The following is a 19,161-nucleotide window of genomic DNA, read 5'->3' as shown; positions in this document are numbered from 1 at the left end:
TTGTCGCGGTGCTTGGCGAGCCGCTCGGGCCCGCCCATGCCACGGGCATGTTCGCGCCGACGGGCGAGGTCGTCGAGCGTCTCCTGCCAGTGGGGGGACTTCGTCATGCTCCCGTCCTAACTCGGCAACTCGCGCATCGCAACGGGCCAGAAACGTTGACCCTACCGAACGGCTTACTGTAGCTTACCTGCCATGAGCCGTGGGTGTCGCGCGCGACCGGGAAACGCACGCGAATGAACACCCCGGCTACGCCGAGGCTCAAGGTCGATGGAGGCGTTTCCACTCAGCTCGCTCGCGTGCCACAGGCGGTGGCTGCATTGGAGCGGCAGGGTTACGACGGTTGCTGGACAGCCGAAGTCAGCCACGATCCGTTCCTGCCACTGGTGCTGGCAGCGGAGCACTCCTCGACACTCGAGCTCGGGACAAGCATCGCGGTGGCCTTCGCCCGCAACCCGATGACTGTGGCCAACGTCGGCTGGGACCTACAGGCATACTCGCGGGGCCGGTTCATTCTCGGCCTCGGCTCGCAGATTCAGGCGCACATCGAGAAGCGGTTCAGCATGCCGTGGAGTCATCCGGTGCGCCGCATGCGCGAGTTCATACTGGCGTTGCGGGCGATCTGGTCAACGTGGCGCGATGGCACGCCGTTGCGATTCGACGGCGAGTTCTACACCCACGCCACGCGCAAACAGATCGCCTTCTACGGATCGACGCCCGCCTACTGCAAGGTTCTCGAGCTGCACGGGTGGGGTGACCTGCAAACCGAGCTTCACGAACTGTCGCGGCGCGGTGAATGGGACACCATGGGCTCGCTCATCGGCGACGACATGCTGAACGCGTTCGCCGTGGTGGCCGAGCTTGACGAGCTCGCCGACAAGATCAGAGATCGCTGCGACGGCGTGATCGACCGGGTCGTGCCGAGCTTACCGCCTCAGCTGTCGGAGACCGCTGTTCGCGGCGTGCTGGAAGAGCTGCGGGCGCAACGGAAGTCAGTGGGGAACAACCCATGAGCACACGGACAATGGACGAGGCCGCCAAGCTGCTAGCCGACCCGATGGCGTATACCGACGAGCCGAAATTGCACGCAGCGCTGGCTCATCTGCGTGCAAATGCCCCGGTTTCATGGGTGGACGTGCCGAATTATCGGCCATTCTGGGCGATCACCAAACACGCTGACATCATGGATATTGAGCGCGACAACATGCTGTTCACCAACTGGCCGCGGCCGGTCCTGACCACTGTAGAAGGTGATGAGCTGCAAGCCGCCGCGGGCGTGAGAACGTTGATCCACATGGACGACCCACAGCACCGGGTGGTGCGCGCGATCGGCGCAGACTGGTTCCGCCCCAAGGCCATGCGAGCGCTGAAGGTCCGCGTCGACGAATTGGCCAGGATCTACGTCGACAAGATGATCGAGGTGGGACCGGAATGCGACTTCGTGCAAGAGGTCGCGGTCAACTACCCGCTCTACGTGATCATGTCGCTGCTGGGTATCCCCGAGGGAGACTTCCCGCGGATGCTCAAGCTCACCCAGGAACTGTTCGGCAGCGACGACGCCGAGTTCAAGCGAGGCAGCACCAACGAAGACCAGCTGCCCGCGCTGCTCGACATGTTCCAATACTTCAACGGCGTCACCGCTTCTCGGCGCGAACATCCGACCGAGGATCTCGCGTCGGCGATCGCCAACGCCCGCATCGACGGGGAGCCGCTGTCGGACATCGACACCGTGTCGTACTACCTCATCGTCGCCACCGCGGGTCACGACACGACCAGCGCGACGATTTCCGGCGGCTTGCATGCTCTCATCGAAAACCCCGAGCAGCTCACCAGGTTGCGCGAGGACCTGTCGCTCATGCCGCTGGCCACAGAGGAGATGATCCGCTGGGTGACCCCGGTGAAGGAATTCATGCGCACCGCCGCCGAAGACACCACCGTGCGCAGTGCGCCGATCGCCGCAGGGGAGTCGGTGTTGCTCTCCTACGTGTCGGCCAACCGCGACGAGGACGTGTTCGACGACCCGTTGCGCTTCGATGTGGGCCGTGATCCCAACAAGCACTTGGCGTTCGGTTACGGGGTGCACTTCTGCCTGGGCGCGGCGCTGGCCCGTATGGAAGTCAACAGCTTCTTCACCGAGCTGCTACCGCGGCTGGAATCCATTGAGCTGGCCGGCGACCCGCAGTATGTCGCCACGACGTTCGTCGGCGGGCTTAAGCATTTGCCGGTTCGTTACTCGTTTCGGTGAAGTATGACTGCCGTGGTGACGGGCGGTGGCTCCGGAATCGGGCGCGAGGTCGCCGCGCTGCTGCGGGACGCGGGCCATGACGTCGTGGTGTGGGACCAGGTTGGCGGCGATATCGAATGCGACATCAGCAATCCCGAATCGGTCTCCGCGGCGATGGCGGTGACCTTGCGCGAGCATGCGGTGCCCACGCGGCTGGTGGCGTGCGCCGGAATCGGTGCTTCCGGGATGCTGTTGACCCAGCGGCATGAGGAGTGGGAGCGGGTGCTGGCAGTGAACCTCACCGGCACCTGGCTGACGATGCGCGCCGTCGCGCAGGCCATGGTCGACGCCGGGACCGGCGGATCGATCGTCGCGGTCTCCAGCATCAGCGGCACGGTGGCCGACCGCGACATGGGTGCTTACTGCGTGTCCAAGGCGGGGATAGACATGCTGGTCAAGGTGGCCGCGGTGGAGTGGGGCCGCTATGGCATCCGGGTCAACGCGGTGGGACCCGGCGTCACCCGAACACCGATGCTGGCGGAAGCGGAACGACTGCCCGGCTGGGTGGAGGCGTTGGAGGAGCGAACCGCGCTGGGCCGGCTGGGCGAAGCCGGTGACGTGGCAGGCGCTATCGTCGGAGTCATCGAATTACCTTGGGTGACAGGACAGGTCGTGCACGCCGACGGCGGCCTGGCGCTGCACAGCCCGATCGACGCCTATGGCCAACTGCAGCGGCTGACACCGAAGAAGGACAACCGTCCGCCAGCTTAACCGCTCCCGAAATCAATGACTCCCCTGATGATTTCACCGTTGAGCAGGTCGGCGTAGGCGTTGTTGATGTCGTCGAGGCGATATCGCCGGGTGATCATCTCGTCGAGCAGCAGCTGGCCGGTCTGGTAGAGCTTGGCCAGCCGGGAGATGTCGGCTTTGGGGTTGCACGAACCGAACACCGTACCGGCCATGGTTTTGTTCATCAGGATGAAGTCTTGCAGGTCAATTTTGATTGACCGGGTGGTTTGTGACGTCATCCCGGTGAGCACGCACGTGCCGCCCTTGCGGGTGAGGCTCAGAGCGTCCCGGACGTCGTCAGCGCTGATCAAGGACGGTGACACCACGACAACGTCGGCCATCACCCCGTAGGTCAACCCAGCCACCAAGTCGAACGCCTCGCTGACCGTTGCGGTGCTGTGGGTGGCGCCGAATTGCAGGGCAGACTTCTGCTTGAACTCCACCGGGTCGACCGCCACAATTTGCGCGGCGCCGTTGATCCGCGCGCCCTGGATTGCGCCGGTGCCGATGCCGCCGGCGCCGATCACGACGACGGTATCGCCGCCGCGCACACCGCCGCGGTTAACGGCCGAGCCGTATCCGGTGGGGATAGCGCACGACAGTAGCGCGCTGGGCAGCAGCGGGAGATCGGGTTCGATCTTCACCAGCGAATTCGATGCCACGACAGTGAATTCGGCGAATGCACCGATCTTCGAAAGGTGACCCAGCGGTTTGCCGTCGGCGGTGTGATGGCGGAAAGTGCCGTCGGTGGGCATCCCCGGGGTCAGGGTGCCGATCCCAGCATCGCAGATGTACTCCATGCCGCTCGCGCACCAGCGGCATTGCCCGCACACCGCCACGAACGACATCACCACGTGATCGCCCGGCGCGAAATCGGCTACACCGTCGCCGACTTCACGGACGACTCCTGATCCCTCGTGGCCACCGATCGTCGGGAACATGGTCGGCAGGCCCAGCGACCGAAGGACCTCGTTGGGTGCCGACAAGTCGCCTTTGAGGATGTGGTCGTCGGAATGGCACAATCCGGCGGCGGCCATCTCGACCATCACTTCTCCTGCCCGTGGTGGGTCGAGCTCGAATTCTTCGACTGACCACGGCCCGCCGACATCGTGCAGGATCGCGCCCCGGCTTTTCATACTGCCGGCGTGAAGGTGACCGGAAGTTTGTTGGGCGACCGGAAGGTAAGCCCGACGATCCTGGTGTCCTCGTCGGGAACCAACGCCAGGTTCGCGACGCGATCGAGCAAGCTGTTCAGCATCACCCGGGTTTCCAGCCGGGCAAGGTGCATACCGAGGCACATGTGGATTCCGCCGGCGAAGGCGATATGGGCCTGGCGCGGGCGCCGGATGTCGAACATGTTTGGTACGTTCCAGCGGGTTTCGTCGCGGTTGGCAGATCCCATGCACAAGTCGACTTGTGCGCCGGAAGGGATTGTCTTGTCGCGCATTTCGACATCCTGGGTGGCGGTGCGCACGACCGTGGTCAGCGGTGTTTCGTAGCGCAGGCCCTCTTCGATCGCGGCGGCGATCAATGACCGGTCTTGGTAGACCATCGCCAACTGCTCGGGATGGGTCAGCAGCAGGTAAAGCAGATTGCCTGACGACCGGTAGGTGGTTTCCAGCCCGGCGGGCAACAGCAGCCGCAAAAACGCGATGATTGCCTCGTCGGTGAGCTTCTCACCTTCAATTTCGGCGCTGACCAGATCACCGATGATGTCGTCGGTGCGCTTGCGGCGTCTTTGCTCCACCTGGTTGAGGAAATAGTCGTGTAGCTCGATGGACGCTCTCAGTCCCGCCTCGATGTCCACCTGAATGGAGATCAGGTCAAAAGACAGGCGCCGGAACAAAGCAAGATCCTCTCGGGGAAGCCCGAGCAGGGTGGAGATGATGCGGGTCGGAAACTCGAACGTCAACGCCTTTACTAGGTCGGCGGTGCCCTGGTTCTTGAACTCGTCGACCAGCTGATCACAGACCGGCCCAATGACGGAGGGTTCCCAGCGCTCGAGCGCCGTAGCCCGAAACGCCTTGGCCACCAGGTTGCGGTGGTCGTGATGCTCTTTGCCGCCCATCGCCAAGATGGTGTGGCCCATCACCAGTCCGATTGTCTGATCGTAGGCATACGAACTGAAGATCCGGTCGTCGCGGAATGCTTGGAAGACGCTGTCGTAATCGAACAAGACCCACTCGTCGTCGGGCACCAGTTCGGGCGGCACCTTGGAATGGTCCATCAGAGTCCCATGCCACACCGGCTCCGTGCGCCTCATGTATTCGAAGAATGGGTAGGGGCTGGTCTCACCCGTCGTGTCGAGCGCCACGGATTGGCCGTGTGCGTCGGCGCTGATCGTCATCAGCATGCCTCCTGAGCAACCGGTAACGGCGGTTCGCGCGGAACCGCCGCGCCCTGGTCAGCGAATCGTCAGAGTTGAACCTCGCTATCATAATATAAATAGCAACTAAGCCCAATGGGTTGTAGTGTTTACGGTAACCGGAACGGTATCGACCTGGGGATTGTCAAGGAGGGCGTGCTGAAACGGCGATTCGTATGTTCCCTAGACGAGCTGCCGCCCGGCACCATGACGTTGGTCGACGTCGGCAAGTTCGGCGTAGGCGTCTACAACGTCGGCGGTACCCTGCACGCGATCGTCAACTATTGCTCCCATGAGGGCGCGCCGCTGTGCTTGGGTTATGTCGGCGGGACCAACGAAGCCGACCCAGGCGCGCCCGACGGAGTACGTCGGACCCGTGACGGACACATCGTCCGATGCCCTTGGCACAATTGGGAGTTCGATCTCACCACCGGTCAGAACATCGCTGATCTGCGCCGGCGCGTGCGCACCTACCAGGTCGACATCGCCGACGGGGAGGTGTACCTGACGGCATGATCATTGACGCTAACGTCCAACCGCATTTCCGCGATAACGCCGAGATTCGGCGTTATCTCCCGGCTGCCCACCGGCTGCGGGCAATCCCCGACGTCGAGCAGCAGTGGTATCAGGCTCCCGGCGGCGACTATCGGCAAGACCTCTACGGAGAGCATTACCCCGGTTCCGATCCGGAAACCGTCAGCCGGCATTTGTTCGACGACTTCGGCGTGGACTACGCCATCTTGAACCCCTTGACCCGTGGAAACATCGCCGACTATCTGCTCAACAGCAGGATCTGCGCCGCGGTCAACGACTGGCTGCTCGACCGATGGCTGGAGCCCGACACCGCCAACCGATTCCGTGGCACCATCCGGGTGAACCCGGAAGACCCCAAGGGTGCGGTCGCCGAAATCGAGCGACTCGCCGGTCACCCCAAGCTGGTCCAGGTCGGAATCCCGATGCAGTCGCGCGAGCCCTACGGCAAACCGATGTTCGAGCCCATCTGGGAGGCCGCCGCAGGACATGGGCTCCCAGTGGCCGTACACATCAACGGCGGCAACGGGGTTGACTACCCGCCCACCTTCGCCGGACACGCGCACACCTATCCCGGATACGCGGCGTTCATGCCGCTGAACTACTTCGTCCACCTCGCCACGCTGATCGTCGAAGGCGTTTTCGGGCGGCATCCCGAGTTGAGGTTCGTCTTCGCTGACGGTGGATATGACATCCTCACTCCGCTGATGTGGCGGCTGGACACGTTCTGGCTGTCGATGCGAGATCAGACGCCCTGGGTCGACCGCTATCCGAGCGACTACCTGCCTGGTCATGTTCGGTTCTGCTCGTCGGCATTCGACGGGCCGATCGACACGAATCAGATGCCGAGGTGGATGGATTTCTCCGGCAAGGCGGATATGTTGATGTACGGATCGAACTACCCGCACTGGTCGACGTCCTCGCCGGAAGTCGCGGCCCTAGGCCTTGAGGATTCGCAACGCGTAAAAGTGCTCTGGCGCAACGCCGGTGAACTGTATGGGCTTGATGTAAAAGGAAGTGTGCCATGACCACGGTCCAAACAGTCGAGTCGGCGACAGCACAAGACGAGATCGCGGTGAGCATCGTCGACACCGACGTGCACCCGCTGCCGGTCTCGACCGACGTGCTCAAGTCCTATGCACCGGCCGAGTGGGTGGACAAAATCTGGTCGACCGGCAACGCCGTGACCCCGGTGCCGCACTTCTACGACACCCCAGACTCGTACAAGACGATGTCGCTGCGTGTCGACGCCAGCCCGCCTGGTGGGGGATACGCGGGCACCGACCCGGACTACGCGGCCAAGCAGCTGCTGGTCGACGCCGGGGTCAGCATCGCGTCGCTGGAACCGATGTGCGATGCGCAGTTGCCGCAGGCCGAGCATGTATTGAAGTCGACGTACAACGACTGGCTCGCCGATGTCTGGCTGGAGAAATTCAACAAGCACGGCCGGTGGCGGGGCTCGATTAGCGTCAGTGCGCAGACACCCGAGCTGGCGGCGCGCGAAGTCGAACGGTGGGCGGGACATCCCTACATGGCGCAGGTTCTGATGACACCGCAGACTCGCGGAATCCCTTTCGGCAGCCCACATTTCGATCCGCTCTACGAGGCGGCGTCGCGCCACGGTTTACCTGTGGCCACGCGCCTGATGGGACAGACGCCGTTCGAACTCATCCCGATATACCCCGTGGGCAACCCCGCGCACTGGCACGACTTCTTCGCCTCATGGCCGCTGCTCTACGTGTCGCACTTGATGAGCCTGGTGTTCGACGGGGCATTCGATCGGCATCCCGATTTGCGGGTGGTATTCATTGAGGGTGGCTTCACCTGGGCGATGCCGGTGATGTGGCGAATGGACCGCATCTGGGAACAACGCCGCGCCGACCTGCCGCTGGTGCGCCGTCGGCCATCTGAGTATGTCCGTGAACATGTCCGGTTCACCACTCAACCGCTCGAAGACGCCGACGTCGCAGTCTTCCGCGAGTACGTGGGGATGATGGATGTGGGCGACAACCTGATGTTCTCGACGGACTATCCGCACTGGAGCTACGACGCGCCGACGTATGCGATGAACCGGTTCCCCCGCCGCCAGCGGGACCGGATCATGCGCGGCAACGCCATGGCGTTGTATGGGCTGCCGCCGACCGTCAAGGCCCTTCCCGGCGAACGGCCGCCCGTCGGTGCCACCTGACCCCTCTTGGAACGTGCTGGCCGCTCTGGTCAGCGAGTACGACGAAAAATGGTCGACGCTTGACATCGCGGGTCTGGCAAGCCTTTGGGAGCGGCGTAGCCCGCTGCCGATCTACCTAGCCGACGAGTACGCAATGCCGCTGATCGGCAGCGAAGAACTTGACCGGCACTGGGCCCGCATCGGTAGCCGCTTGAGGCACGCGTCGGTGTCGTCGCAGTTACGCTCGACCGATGTGCTCGCCGATGGGTTAGCCCGGGCGGTTCTGCTGAGCCGATGGAGTTTCACCGGTCATGAATCCGACGTCGCGCACACCGGGACCAGCTGGATCACCTGGCTGCTGGTGACACGGGGGGAGCGCTACCGGATCTTCCACCACATGGAATCGCAGGTTTACCTGGAGGGGGCCAATGACGACCGAGACCAATCGCGCACGGCCGCAAGGCCTTAGCAGAATCGATCCGGCGCTGCGCGAGGCCGCGGCCAAACTCGACATTGTCGAGTTCAGCACCGAGTCGCTGCCGGCCGAACGGCAAAGAGCCAACGGAGCGGCCGCCGAGCGCGCCGCGGCCGTCGACACCGGCGGTGTCGCGATCGAGCCGCGGTCCATCACCGGGCCCAGCGGCGCGCGGCTGAACCTTCGGCTCTACCGCGGTCTCACCAAGTCCGCGGCGCCGCTGGTGCTGTATGCCCACGGCGGCGCGTTCGTGACCGGAAATCTCGACACCGATCATGCGCACTGTGTGGAGTTGGCCCGAGCCGCCGGATGCCTCGTCGTGTCGGTCGATTACCGGCTAGCACCGGAAAACCCCTGCCCAGGCGCACTCGACGACGTGCAGGCCGCGTTCCGCTACGCCATTGACAACTGTGCTCGCCTCGACGCCGACGGCAGTCGGGTGGCGGTGATGGGCCGCGATGCCGGTGCCGCACTGGTCGCAAGCCTGGCCCAGCGCACGTTCGACGAGGAGGGCCCGCCGATCCGGGTGCAGATCCTGCACCAGCCGATGCTCGACTCCGATGCCACGCCGTCGCGGCGGGAATTCCAGCGCACGCCCGGCCTCAACGGGCCGGCGGTCAGCCGGGCGTGGGGCCATTACCTCGGCCACAGTGTGGTCAAAGCCCACCACGTCCCGGCGCATCGGGCCAACCTGGAAGGGCTGCCGCCGGCGTTCATCAGCGGTGCCGAGATCGACCCGTGTCGAGACGAAGCCATCGACTACGCCAACCGGCTCCTGCACGCCTACGTGCATACCGAACTGCACGTGGTCGCCGCGACATTTCATGGCTTCGATTCGACGGTGCCGGACTGGGTGGTCTCCCGGGAAAGCAGCGCCCTGCATGCTCAGGTACTTCGCCGCGCGTTCGCAGTGTAATCGACCGGCCGCCCGTCAGCGTCGTATCGACTGAACTCCGGTAGCTCTTACTGTATTGCTCATTGCTACCATCGGAGGCGCCGCGGATCCCGAGCGGGACTGACCGGCAGGACCGAAGGAAGGCCTGGCCACAATCATGACGACGGTCAAGTCCCCCGAGAAGGCGCTCTTCGCGTCGACCACTCAGGCGTTTCTGCAGAAAGAAGCGCCGCTGACATACGTGCGCGAACTCCACGCCGCGGGAGTGTCCTTCGACCGCGCGTGGTGGCGGCGGGCAGCCCAGTTGGGGTGGACGGGCCTGCTGGTTCCGGAGGAGCTGGGTGGCGGCACCGTCTCCGGCAGCGGTATTGCCGATTTGGCCATGGTCGCCGAACAGATCGGCAAGACCGTGGCGCCCGGACCGCTGTACCCGGTCAGCACCGTGCTGTGCGCATTGGTCGAATGCGGTGAGCATGACGCGCACGCCGCCACGATCGAATCGCTGATGTGCGGCGAGACGGTGGCGACATGGGCGGTTTACGAGCCGGGCCGGAGGTGGGCGCCGCTGGAGCCGTCGGTCACCGCCACGCCGCACGACTCGGGCTATCGCATCGACGGTGTCAAAGACCGCGTGGAGGCCGGCGCGCAGAGCGACATGCTCTTGGTGGTGGCACGCAGCGACGACGAGATCCGCCAGTTTCTGGTTCCGACGACCGCGCCCGGCGTTCGGATTGAACCGCAGCCGTCGGTCGATCTCGTCAAGCAGTACGCGCGTGTGCATTTCGACGGTGTGGAAGTGGAGCGCTCCGCGGTTGTCGGCAAACCGGGCGAGACCACGGCACTGATTGAGCGGCAGAGCCAGATCGCGCAGGTGCTGCAGTGCGCGGAGGTGGCCGGAATTCTGCAGACGGTGTTCGACTTCACGGTTAAGTGGGCGCTGGACCGACACACGTTCGGGCGTCCCCTGGCGTCCTACCAAGCGCTCAAACACCGTTTCGCCGACATGAAAACCTGGTTGGAAGCTTCTCGCGCGACGACAGGGGCCGCGGTTGCGGCGGTCGCCGAACGCTCACCCGAGGCGGCGTTGTTGGCCAGCATCGCCAAGTCCTATGTGGGTGAAAAGGCTCCGGCGATTGTGCAGGACTGTGTGCAGATGCACGGCGGCATCGGGGTCACCTGGGAACACGACCTGCACCTGTATCTGCGGCGGGTTGTGTTGTACCGCTCCATGTTCGGCACACCGGAGGAACACAACCTGCGGGTGTATGCGTGGAAGGAATCGTCGCGATGACAGACAACGGGTCGGCGCCCGCCGGCGAATCGGTCGACCAGTTCCGCGCCCGCGCCCGAGCGTGGCTGGCCGCCAGCATGCCGCGGATTGACCCAGCCTCACCGCCGGCGGCCAACCGCGACGATGAACGCTCCTGGCAGCGGGCGCGCGAACTGCAAAAGCGCCTCTACGAAGGCGGATTCGCCGGGATCTGCTTTCCACGTGAATACGGCGGGCTCGGGCTTGATTACGAATATCAGAAAGCCTTCAACGAGGAAAGCATCAACTACGAGATGCCGCTGATCCTCAACACGCCGACGTTCACCATATGTTGTGCCACGCTGCTTGACACCGGCAGCGAGGCACAGAAAAAGCACCATATCGCCGCGGCTTTGCGCGGCGACGAAGTGCTGGTGCAGCTGCTGTCCGAGCCCAGCGGCGGATCGGATCTGGCCGGCGTGATGACCCGCGCTGAGCGCCGCGGGGACCGGTGGGTGATCAACGGCGCGAAGACGTGGAGCACCAGTGCATTCGCGGCGGACTACGGATTGTGCCTGGCTCGTACCAACTGGGATGTGCCCAAGCACGAGGGCCTGACTATGTTCTTGGTGCCGATCGCACATCCGGGAATTACCTTGCGGCGCATCACCCAACTCAACGGTTCAACCGAGTTCTGTGAGGAGTTCCTCGATAACGTCGAGGTCGGCGACGATGCGGTTGTCGGGGAGGTGGACCAAGGCTGGACGGTCGCGTCCCGGCAGCTCTACCACGAGCGCCGCGCGGTGGGACAAGGTTCGGAATTCGCCAGCGGCAGCGGCAGCGAGGGCGGTCGCTCGACACCGGTGGATTTCGTCGCCCTGGCCACCAAGACCGGGCAGGCCGACAACGAACGAGTGCGCGAGATGGCCGGCCGGGTGCTGGTGCACCGCGCGGTCAGCGACCAGCTCGCCGAGCATGTGTACCGCAGCGTGCTGGAGGGCACCCTGCCGCCGGCCGCCGGCACATTGATCCGACTTTTCCATTCCGACACGGTGACATTGGACATGGACACCGCCCTGGCTATTGCGGGTACCGCTGGTGTAGTCGGCGGAGAGGGAGAGGGCTTAGAACATGGCCTGCGGTACCTGTCACGGCAGACAGTTGCCATAGGTGGTGGCACCACGGAGATGGCCCGCAATGTGATCGGGGAACGGGTGCTGGGCTTTCCGCGCGAATACGCCGCTGACCGTGGTGTGCCGTTCAAGCAGGTGCGCCACGGCAAATCAAGCTGACTAAAGGGTTGCGCCGCTGTCCTTGGCCTTGACGATGTCGTCCCAGTTGTAACCGAGCTCCAGCAGTATTTCTTCGGTGTGCTGGCCGTGCTCGGGCGCGCGGGCCGGCGGCGGTGGTGTCTCATCGAATTGCACTGGGGGGGCGACCATTTCGTACTCGACGCCGTGGTCGTCCCTATTGGTTACCAAGTAGCCGTTGGGTTTGGCCTGCGGGTCATTGAGCACCTCGCGTGGAGTGGCCAGCGCGGCCCACACTCCCGGTTCATCGGCCAGCGCCGTGCGCCAGTGGTCGAGGTCGTATTCGGCGAATTTGGCTGCTATCACCTCTGTCGCCGCAGCTGCGTTGGCCACCAGATTCGACGACGGCACAAAGCGCTGGTCCGTGGCCAGTTCGGGCAGACCTATCCGCTCGCAGAAGCCTGCCCAGAACTTGTCGGGCTGCAAAAAGACCAACTGGATCCACCGGCCGTCCTTCGTTTTGTATCTGTTGACGAGGGGATTTATCGCCAATCCGGGAGGGGCGCCAGGGATTCCGTCGATACCGAACAGGTCGGCAACCGAAATCGAGGGCGCGATGCTCCACATCGCCTGAGCCAACAGCGAGGAGTCCACGATTGTCGGCTCGCCGGTGCGTTCCCGATGAAATAGTGCGCCGCAGATGCCGCCGGCCAACGTAATTCCGGCCTGCAGGTCGCCGAAGGCCGGGCCCTGGACGGCGGGGTACTCGGTTCCAAACGGGGTAAGCGTGTAGGCCACTCCGCCACGAGCCAAGTAGGTGGCGGCGTCGAATCCGCCCCGGTCACGGTCAGGCCCACGCACCCCCAACCCCGTTCCGCGGGCAATGATGATGTTCGGGTTGAAGCCGCGGATATCCTCGACCGTCAGGCGTGCCCGTTCCAACGCGGCGGGCAGCCAGTTCGTGAGCAACACGTCGGCTTGGGCCAGGAGCCGGCCGAAGATCTCGCGGCCCGTGGCGGACTTGAGACCCAATGCGATGCTGCGTTTGCCGCGGTTGCTCAGCTCGAGAATGAAGTCGGTGTCGGCACGCGCGGCTTGTCGGGTGAATCCCCCGATGACGAGTGCTCGGCCCGGGTCGCCGCTGGTGACGCTCTCTACCTTGATGACGTCGGCGCCCCAGTCCGCCAGCGCCACACCAGCGGCGGGCACATAGGTCCACGACGCCAGCTCGACGACCCGGACGCCACTGAGTACGCCTGACATTTCTGACCATCCTCCGCTCAGCCCGAATCGCTGCCGAATGCAAGAGCCATTCAAGGAGAAATCCCCGAACCTACACATCGCAGTCGGTGTCTTCTCTATTTTAAGTATTCTAGATACTATAAGTATCCCGTAGAGGCCGCCGCGCGGCTTCGTGGAAGAGATGCGATGAAGTCGAAGGTTCGCCTGGTCCCGGTCTCCGGCCGGGTCAGGACGATGAGCGCGGGGACTGGGTAGGCGGTGGTGCAAACCTTGCGCCGATGCGCCGTGGGGTTGCCACGAATGACATTGGGCGCCTGAGTCGTTGGTGAGTTTTCAGGAAGGACCGGCTATGGGCAGGGTGACGGGCAAGGTGGCGCTGATCAGCGGGGCCGCGCGCGGTCAGGGTCGTTCGCATGCGCGGATGCTCGCCGCGGAGGGCGCTGACATCATCGGGGTAGACCTCTGCGCTGACATCGAAACCAACGAGTATCCGCTGGCCCGGCCGGAGGACCTCGACGAGACGGCCAGACTCGTCGAGAAAGAAGGCCAGCGCGCGCTGACCGCGGTCGCTGACGTTCGCGACCGGGCGGCCCTGTCCGAGGCGATCGATCGCGGCGTCGCTGAGTTTGGCCGACTGGACATCGTGGTGGCCAATGCCGGCATCTGCCCGCTGACGGCGGGGCTGCCACCGCGGGCCTTCGCCGATGCCGTTGACGTAGACCTGGTCGGCGTGATCAACCTCGTGCACGCCAGCCTCAAGCATCTGCAGGCCGGCGCGTCGATCATCGTGACCGGATCAGTGGCGGCGTTCATGGCGTCGATGAACACCAGCGGCATCGACGGCGGCCCCGGTGGAGCCGGGTATGCATTCGCCAAACAAGTTGTCGCACATTATGTTAACGACTTCGCGCTGCAACTGGCGCCGAAGTTCATCCGGATGAACGCGATCCATCCGACGAACTGCAACACCGACATGCTGCACAGCCCGCCGATGTACCGGGCTTTCCGGCCCGACCTGCAGAACCCGACCCGCGACGACGCGGAGCTGTCGTTCCCGCTGATCCAGGCCATGCCGATTCCCTACGTCGAACCTGAGGACATCAGCGAGGCCGTCGTTTTCCTCGCCAGCGACGCCGCCCGCTATATCACCGGCCAGCAACTGCGCGTAGACGCGGGCGGCTTCCTCAAAGTAAAGCCCTGGTCGGGAGTGTGATGGAGCCGTCGGTGTCGGCAGAAGCGCCTCCGGTCACCCAACGGCGCATCTACGAGTTGATGGTGCTGATGAAGGCCGCCGACGACCGGCTCTCCAAGGGCATCGGCACCGGCGAATTTATGTGCGTGTACTGGCCCTCGCGTGGACAGGAGGCTATCGCCGCGGCGATGGGTGTCGCGCTGCGGGACGACGACCAGTTGGTGACCACTTACCGTGGGCTGCACGATCTGATCGGCAAGGGCGTTCCGCTCGAAGAGATCTACGGCGAGATGCTGGGCCGTACCGTCGGTGCCGGCCGCGGCAAGGGCGGCACCATGCATATCGCCAAGCCGGACAAGGGCGTCATGTTCTCGACCGGAATCGTCGGTGCCGGACCGCCGGTGGGCGTAGGTCTGGCGTTGGCGGCCAAACGCAAAGGGCTTGACCGGGTCACCGTGGTCAGCTTCGGCGACGGCGCGACCAACACCGGTTCTTTCCACGAGGCGGCGAACATGGCCGCGCTGTGGGACCTGCCGATCGTGCTGCTGTGCCAGAACAACCGCTACGCCGAGATGACACCGACCGAACACACGATGAAGCTCGAGCGCGTCGCCGACCGGGCCGCCGGCTACGGCATGCCGGGCGTCCGCGTCGACGGAAACGACCCGCTCGCGGTGAAATCGGCGCTCGACGAAACGTTGGACCGGGCCCGGCGCGGCGACGGCCCGACGTTGCTGGAGTGCGTGACCTTCCGCTTCCGCGGCCATTACTTCGGTGACCGGATGCCGTACATCCCCAAGGATCAGCTTGCCGCGGCAATGGCTGCCGACCCGGTGCCGCGGTTCCGCAGCCATCTCGCCGCGACCGGCATCTGCGGCGACGATGAGCTCGACCGTATCGAGCGCGACGCCGCCGAAACCGTCGAAGCGGCATTGCAGACCGTCATGGGCGCCGAGCCGGTCGCGGTCGAGGAACTCGAGCGCGACGTGTACGCCGATCCGATCGCATTCCCCGTATGAGCGAGCCGGGCATGGAGGAGAAAGAGATGACGATGCGCGAGGCGCTGAACCTCGCGCTGGACCAGGCGCTGCAGGCCGATGAGCGAGTGTTCTTGCTGGGCGAGGACATCGCCGATCCCGGCGCGACCGGCCCTACCGCGGGGCTTTCGACCAAATACGGCAGCGACCGCGTGCTGGACACGCCAATCTCGGAGGCCGCGATCGTCGGGGCGGCGATCGGTGCGGCGATCGACGGCCTGCGACCGGTGGCCGAGATCATGATCATGGATTTCATCGGTATCGCCGCTGACCAGTTGATCAACAATGCAGCGAAGCTGCGATTCATGACCGGCGGGCGCACGACTGTGCCAATCACGGTACGAACCCAGGTGTACGGCGGGCTGGCTACCGGCGCGACGCATTCGCAAAGCCTCGAAGCATGGTTCATGCATATTCCCGGGATGAAGGTGGTCGTGCCGTCCACTCCCCGCGACGGCAAAGGCCTGTTGACATCGGCGATCTTTGACGAGGATCCCTGCCTGTTCGTCGAAACCATCCGTCTGCAAGGCCAACGGGGCTCAGTGCCTGTCGATCCGGGATTTGCGATCCCACTCGGTCGCGCCGAAATCAAGCGACCCGGGACCGATGTGACCCTGATCAGCTACGGGCGCAGCGTTCACGACGCGCTCGCCGCCGCGGCGATCCTGCAGGAGCAGGACATTAGCGCCGAGGTCGTCGACTTGCGCACGCTGGTACCACTCGACGTCGAGACCATGTCCCAGTCCGCCCGCCGTACCCGCCGAGTCGTGGTCGTCCACGACGCCGTCCAGTTCGGCGGACCCGGCGCCGAGATCGCCGCCATCCTGCAATCAGAACTGTTCGGTGAGCTCGCCGCACCCATCGAACGGGTGGGCGCCAGATTCGTCCCCAACCCGGCAACCCCCGCGCTCGAGGCTCAGGTGTACCCGTCGCCGGCGCGGATCGTCACCGCGGCGCAGCGCACCTTTCGCTCGGTGAGCGCGCATGGGTGACTTCGTGATTCGCATCCCGCGGGTCTCCGTCGCCGTGTCCGAGGCCGAACTCGTCGAATTGCTCGTCGCAAACGGCGAACACGTCGAGGAAGGCGCGCCGATCTACGTCATCGCAACTGAAAAGGCGGAACAAGAGATCGAGGCCGGTGCATCGGGCATCGTGCAGTGGAAGGCAGAAGTCGGCGCCAACTACGACATCGGCGCGGAGATTGGTGTAATCAAGCGATAGGACAAGGTATGGATTCGAAAGAGACCCGTGAGCGGACCATCTACGAAAAGCAAGGCGCCATCGCACGGATCACGCTGAACTGGCCCGAAAAGGCCAACGCCCAGGATCAAAAGCTGGTCGAGGAGATGGACGCCGCGCTGGCCGACGCGGACCGCGACTACGACATCAAGGTCCTGATCGTCAAGGCCAACGGCAACGGATTCTGCTCGGGACATGCCATCGGCAACAACGCCGTCGACTATCCGGAATTCGTCGAGGGCTTCAAACACACCGGCACGCCGTGGAAGCCGCAGACCGACCTGTTCGTCAAACCGGTGCTGAACTTATGGGAGTTCTCCAAGCCGACGATCGCGCAGGTGCACGGCTACTGCGTCGGCGGCGGCACCCATTACGGGCTGACCACCGACATCGTCATCGCATCGGACGACGCCTACTTCCAGTACCCGCCCCTGCAGGGTTTCGGCATGCCGTCGGGCGAATGCTCCATCGAGCCGTGGGTTTTCATGAACTGGCGTCGTGCGGCCTACTACCTGTACCTGGCGGAGATCATCGACGCCCAGAAAGCGCTAGCCATCGGTCTGGTCAACGAAGTGGTCCCGCGCGACGAACTCGAATCGCGTGTCGAGGCGATTGCCCGTCATATCGCCCAGGCTCCGCTGACGACACTGTTGGCGACCAAGGCGAATTTGAAACGCGCCTGGGAGCTGATGGGCATGCGGGTGCATTGGCAGAGCTCCAACGACCTGGTCGCGCTGGCGTCGCTGAGTGCGGACGTGCAGGCCCTGGTGCAGCAGGTGCTCAAGGGCAAGATCAAACCCTCGGAGATGGCCCGCCGCCAGGCAGCGGCATCAGAACCAGCGGAATCCGCGCAAGCGTAAGGATTGTCGGTGAACATTGCCGACAACGCGAGACACGCCTCGCAGTCTCCGGCGCTGATCGCCGCGGACGGTAAGCGGATGTCATACGGCGAGCTGTACAGCCGCAGCCAGGCCGTCGCCGCGCTGTTGGACGAGGCGGGGCTGCGCCGAGGCGACGGTGTGGCCATCGTGCTGCCGAACCGCCCCGAGTTCCTCGAAATTGCTTGGGGCTGCCAGCTTTCCGGCCTCTACTACACGCCGGTCAACACGCACCTGACCTTCGACGAGGTGGCTTACATCGTCTCCGACTGCGAGGCCCGCGCATTGTTCGTCGACTCTTGCTTCGCTCAGCTGGGGCCACGAATCCTCGAGTGCTGTTCCGGGCTGGACGTTTTCGTCAGCGTCGGCGGCCGGTTGCCGGGCTGGCGCTACTACGAGGACGCCCTGGCAGCGGCGGGCGATGCTCCGCCGCGATCGGACGGCACCGAGATGCTCTACTCGTCCGGAACCACCGGGCGGCCCAAGGCGGTACGCCGCCCGCTGCCCACGGACAACGGGTCGTGGGCGCAGGCAGTGCTGGAACTGGCGCTACGCCACCGTTACGGCATGGACGCCTCGAGTGTGTACCTTTCGCCGGCGCCGCTCTACCACGCGGCCGGCGTCAACTACACCATGGCGGTCCACCGTGTCGGCGCGGCGGCAATACTTATGGAGAAGTTCGACGCCGAGACAGTGCTGCGGCGCATCGAGGCCCACCGGGTCACCCATGCCCAGTTCGTACCGACGATGTTCGTGCGGATGCTCAAACTGCCCGAGCCGGTCCGCCAACGGTACGACGTCTCGAGCCTGAAGTGCGTTTTGCACGCTGCGGCTCCATGCCCGGTCGACGTCAAGCAAGCGATGATGAAGTGGTTCGGCCCCATCATTCACGAATACTACGGCGGCACCGAAGGTTTCGCGGGCACCACGATCGGGCCCGAAGAATGGCTGGCCCACCCCGGCTCAGTCGGCAAGCCACTCACGGCAGTGCATATCGTCGGCGAGGACGGACGTGAGCTTCCCGTCGGCGAGCCGGGCGAAATCTACTTCGAGGGCGGCCCCGACTTCGAGTACTTCAAGGATCCCGCCAAGACGGCGTCGATCTGCAACGAACGCGGTTGGCGCACGCTGGGCGACGTGGGCTACGTCGACGAAGACGGCTACCTATATCTCACCGACCGCTCAACGTTCATGATCGTCTCGGGCGGGGTGAACATCTACCCGCAGGAGGCGGAGAACCTGTTGGTGATGCATCCCAAGGTGGTCGACGCGGCGGTATTCGGCATTCCCAACGACGAATTCGGGGAAGAAGTCAAGGCCGTGGTGCAACCGGCCGAGGGCGTTACGCCCGGTGCAGCCCTCGAGGCGGAGCTGATCGCCTATTGCAGAGCCCACCTCGCCGGCTACAAGTGCCCGCGCACAGTCGACTTCAACCCGCAGTTGCCCCGCGACCCGAACGGAAAGCTGTACAAGAGGCGCATCCGCGACCGCTACTGGCAGGGGCGGACGTCGCGAATCGTCTGAAGTGAACGAGGAATAGCCATGGCGACAACTAAGAACTGGACGCCGCTGCCGGTGCCGTGGGCGGTGGAGGTCCCGGACAGGATTCCCAAGCAGCGGTACTACAGCGA

Annotated in this window: 19 protein-coding genes and 1 pseudogene (1 of these 20 only partly in view); 16 read left to right on the top strand and 4 right to left on the bottom strand. The window is 64.4% G+C overall.

Features of this window, described 5'->3' with window-relative positions; translation table 11 throughout:
- Positions 1-107, bottom strand: a pseudogene (locus ACFE99_RS10725) (acyl-CoA carboxylase subunit beta) (its annotated part extends 1,072 nt beyond the left edge of the window); the annotation flags it as partial.
- Between the two features lie 126 nt (positions 108-233).
- Here ACFE99_RS10725 and ACFE99_RS10720 point away from each other — a divergent pair.
- Genes ACFE99_RS10720 through ACFE99_RS10710 form a run of 3 tightly spaced genes read left to right on the top strand, consistent with a single transcriptional unit; the run spans position 234 to position 2,992 of the window.
- The gene (locus ACFE99_RS10720) at positions 234-1,010 is read left to right on the top strand and encodes an LLM class flavin-dependent oxidoreductase (protein ID WP_375485029.1); all 777 of its coding nucleotides are present in this window, start codon (positions 234-236) and stop codon (positions 1,008-1,010) included.
- 11 nt (positions 1,011-1,021) lie between these two features.
- A complete protein-coding gene (locus tag ACFE99_RS10715) occupies positions 1,022-2,242 on the top strand; it encodes a cytochrome P450 (protein WP_375485033.1) in 1,221 nt (406 codons plus the stop codon).
- Between the two features lie 3 nt (positions 2,243-2,245).
- Positions 2,246-2,992: an SDR family NAD(P)-dependent oxidoreductase gene (locus tag ACFE99_RS10710; protein ID WP_375485027.1), complete on the top strand. Its 747-nt coding sequence runs from the start codon at positions 2,246-2,248 to the stop codon at positions 2,990-2,992.
- On the opposite strand, the gene ACFE99_RS10705 is transcribed toward ACFE99_RS10710, so the two are convergent.
- Together ACFE99_RS10705 and ACFE99_RS10700 are read right to left on the bottom strand one after the other, a co-directional pair.
- Positions 2,989-4,146, bottom strand: a complete 1,158-nt coding sequence (locus tag ACFE99_RS10705) for a Zn-dependent alcohol dehydrogenase (RefSeq protein ID WP_375485025.1) — start codon at positions 4,144-4,146, stop codon at positions 2,989-2,991. The two genes, ACFE99_RS10710 and ACFE99_RS10705, sit on opposite strands and share 4 nt — an antisense overlap.
- Positions 4,143-5,357 carry a cytochrome P450 gene (locus ACFE99_RS10700; protein WP_375485023.1) on the bottom strand — a complete coding sequence of 405 codons (1,215 nt, stop codon included), beginning with the start codon at positions 5,355-5,357 and terminating at the stop codon, positions 4,143-4,145. The genes ACFE99_RS10705 and ACFE99_RS10700 overlap by 4 nt, the downstream gene beginning before the upstream one ends.
- 174 nt (positions 5,358-5,531) lie before the next feature.
- Between ACFE99_RS10700 and ACFE99_RS10695 the strand changes: the two genes are divergently transcribed.
- The 7 genes from ACFE99_RS10695 to ACFE99_RS10665 all read left to right on the top strand — a co-directional run bounded on the left by ACFE99_RS10695 (position 5,532) and on the right by ACFE99_RS10665 (position 11,984).
- Entirely contained in the window at positions 5,532-5,891 is a 360-nt protein-coding gene (locus ACFE99_RS10695; protein ID WP_375485021.1) for a Rieske (2Fe-2S) protein, read from the top strand.
- Positions 5,888-6,934, top strand: coding sequence for an amidohydrolase family protein (locus ACFE99_RS10690; protein ID WP_375485019.1), 1,047 nt, complete (start codon positions 5,888-5,890; stop codon positions 6,932-6,934). Before ACFE99_RS10695 ends, ACFE99_RS10690 begins: the two co-directional genes overlap by 4 nt.
- Positions 6,931-8,094, top strand: coding sequence for an amidohydrolase family protein (locus tag ACFE99_RS10685; RefSeq protein WP_375485017.1), 1,164 nt, complete (start codon positions 6,931-6,933; stop codon positions 8,092-8,094). Before ACFE99_RS10690 ends, ACFE99_RS10685 begins: the two co-directional genes overlap by 4 nt.
- 13 nt (positions 8,095-8,107) lie before the next feature.
- Entirely contained in the window at positions 8,108-8,542 is a 435-nt protein-coding gene (locus ACFE99_RS10680) for a hypothetical protein (RefSeq protein WP_375485015.1), read from the top strand.
- A complete protein-coding gene (locus tag ACFE99_RS10675; protein WP_375485013.1) occupies positions 8,502-9,464 on the top strand; it encodes an alpha/beta hydrolase in 963 nt (320 codons plus the stop codon). Before ACFE99_RS10680 ends, ACFE99_RS10675 begins: the two co-directional genes overlap by 41 nt.
- Positions 9,465-9,600: 136 nt before the next feature.
- Entirely contained in the window at positions 9,601-10,734 is a 1,134-nt protein-coding gene (locus ACFE99_RS10670; RefSeq protein ID WP_375485011.1) for an acyl-CoA dehydrogenase family protein, read from the top strand.
- Complete coding sequence (locus ACFE99_RS10665) at positions 10,731-11,984, top strand: acyl-CoA dehydrogenase family protein (RefSeq protein ID WP_375485009.1); 1,254 nt, start codon at positions 10,731-10,733, stop codon at positions 11,982-11,984. The genes ACFE99_RS10670 and ACFE99_RS10665 overlap by 4 nt, the downstream gene beginning before the upstream one ends.
- Here ACFE99_RS10665 and ACFE99_RS10660 read toward each other — a convergent pair whose 3' ends face one another.
- Complete coding sequence (locus ACFE99_RS10660; RefSeq protein WP_375485007.1) at positions 11,985-13,205, bottom strand: CaiB/BaiF CoA transferase family protein; 1,221 nt, start codon at positions 13,203-13,205, stop codon at positions 11,985-11,987.
- Between the two features lie 328 nt (positions 13,206-13,533).
- Here ACFE99_RS10660 and ACFE99_RS10655 point away from each other — a divergent pair, with 328 nt between their 5' ends.
- The 6 genes from ACFE99_RS10655 to ACFE99_RS10630 are packed head-to-tail and all read left to right on the top strand — an operon-like array spanning position 13,534 to position 19,054.
- A complete protein-coding gene (locus tag ACFE99_RS10655) occupies positions 13,534-14,397 on the top strand; it encodes a mycofactocin-coupled SDR family oxidoreductase (RefSeq protein WP_375485005.1) in 864 nt (287 codons plus the stop codon).
- Positions 14,397-15,395: a thiamine pyrophosphate-dependent dehydrogenase E1 component subunit alpha gene (locus ACFE99_RS10650; protein WP_375485003.1), complete on the top strand. Its 999-nt coding sequence runs from the start codon at positions 14,397-14,399 to the stop codon at positions 15,393-15,395. Before ACFE99_RS10655 ends, ACFE99_RS10650 begins: the two co-directional genes overlap by 1 nt.
- Before the next feature lie 11 nt (positions 15,396-15,406).
- A complete protein-coding gene (locus ACFE99_RS10645; RefSeq protein ID WP_375485031.1) occupies positions 15,407-16,405 on the top strand; it encodes an alpha-ketoacid dehydrogenase subunit beta in 999 nt (332 codons plus the stop codon).
- Positions 16,398-16,634, top strand: a complete 237-nt coding sequence (locus tag ACFE99_RS10640) for a lipoyl domain-containing protein (protein ID WP_375485001.1) — start codon at positions 16,398-16,400, stop codon at positions 16,632-16,634. Before ACFE99_RS10645 ends, ACFE99_RS10640 begins: the two co-directional genes overlap by 8 nt.
- 8 nt (positions 16,635-16,642) lie before the next feature.
- Positions 16,643-17,512 carry an enoyl-CoA hydratase-related protein gene (locus ACFE99_RS10635; RefSeq protein WP_375484999.1) on the top strand — a complete coding sequence of 290 codons (870 nt, stop codon included), beginning with the start codon at positions 16,643-16,645 and terminating at the stop codon, positions 17,510-17,512.
- 9 nt (positions 17,513-17,521) lie between these two features.
- The gene (locus tag ACFE99_RS10630; protein WP_375484997.1) at positions 17,522-19,054 is read left to right on the top strand and encodes an acyl-CoA synthetase; all 1,533 of its coding nucleotides are present in this window, start codon (positions 17,522-17,524) and stop codon (positions 19,052-19,054) included.
- Positions 19,055-19,161: the final 107 nt, after the last annotated feature.

The sequence above is a fragment of the uncultured Mycobacterium sp. genome, assembly GCF_964249325.1.
GTDB lineage: Bacteria > Actinomycetota > Actinomycetes > Mycobacteriales > Mycobacteriaceae > Mycobacterium.
The sequence above is the reverse complement of the archived record's forward strand: the minus strand, read 5'-3'. Positions and strand labels throughout refer to the sequence as shown.

Excerpts from the sequence above, each read along its gene's own strand:
- ACFE99_RS10720 (WP_375485029.1), top strand. The coding sequence starts at position 234 with ATGAACACCCCGGCTACGCCGAGGCTCAAGGTCGATGGAGGCGTTTCC.
- ACFE99_RS10715 (WP_375485033.1), top strand. The coding sequence starts at position 1,022 with ATGGACGAGGCCGCCAAGCTGCTAGCCGACCCGATGGCGTATACCGAC.
- ACFE99_RS10710 (WP_375485027.1), top strand. The coding sequence starts at position 2,246 with ATGACTGCCGTGGTGACGGGCGGTGGCTCCGGAATCGGGCGCGAGGTC.
- ACFE99_RS10705 (WP_375485025.1), bottom strand. The coding sequence starts at position 4,146 with ATGAAAAGCCGGGGCGCGATCCTGCACGATGTCGGCGGGCCGTGGTCA.
- ACFE99_RS10700 (WP_375485023.1), bottom strand. The coding sequence starts at position 5,357 with ATGACGATCAGCGCCGACGCACACGGCCAATCCGTGGCGCTCGACACG.
- ACFE99_RS10690 (WP_375485019.1), top strand. The coding sequence starts at position 5,888 with ATGATCATTGACGCTAACGTCCAACCGCATTTCCGCGATAACGCCGAG.
- ACFE99_RS10685 (WP_375485017.1), top strand. The coding sequence starts at position 6,931 with ATGACCACGGTCCAAACAGTCGAGTCGGCGACAGCACAAGACGAGATC.
- ACFE99_RS10675 (WP_375485013.1), top strand. The coding sequence starts at position 8,502 with ATGACGACCGAGACCAATCGCGCACGGCCGCAAGGCCTTAGCAGAATC.
- ACFE99_RS10670 (WP_375485011.1), top strand. The coding sequence starts at position 9,601 with ATGACGACGGTCAAGTCCCCCGAGAAGGCGCTCTTCGCGTCGACCACT.
- ACFE99_RS10665 (WP_375485009.1), top strand. The coding sequence starts at position 10,731 with ATGACAGACAACGGGTCGGCGCCCGCCGGCGAATCGGTCGACCAGTTC.
- ACFE99_RS10660 (WP_375485007.1), bottom strand. The coding sequence starts at position 13,205 with ATGTCAGGCGTACTCAGTGGCGTCCGGGTCGTCGAGCTGGCGTCGTGG.
- ACFE99_RS10655 (WP_375485005.1), top strand. The coding sequence starts at position 13,534 with ATGGGCAGGGTGACGGGCAAGGTGGCGCTGATCAGCGGGGCCGCGCGC.
- ACFE99_RS10650 (WP_375485003.1), top strand. The coding sequence starts at position 14,397 with ATGGAGCCGTCGGTGTCGGCAGAAGCGCCTCCGGTCACCCAACGGCGC.
- ACFE99_RS10645 (WP_375485031.1), top strand. The coding sequence starts at position 15,407 with ATGGAGGAGAAAGAGATGACGATGCGCGAGGCGCTGAACCTCGCGCTG.
- ACFE99_RS10640 (WP_375485001.1), top strand. The coding sequence starts at position 16,398 with ATGGGTGACTTCGTGATTCGCATCCCGCGGGTCTCCGTCGCCGTGTCC.
- ACFE99_RS10635 (WP_375484999.1), top strand. The coding sequence starts at position 16,643 with ATGGATTCGAAAGAGACCCGTGAGCGGACCATCTACGAAAAGCAAGGC.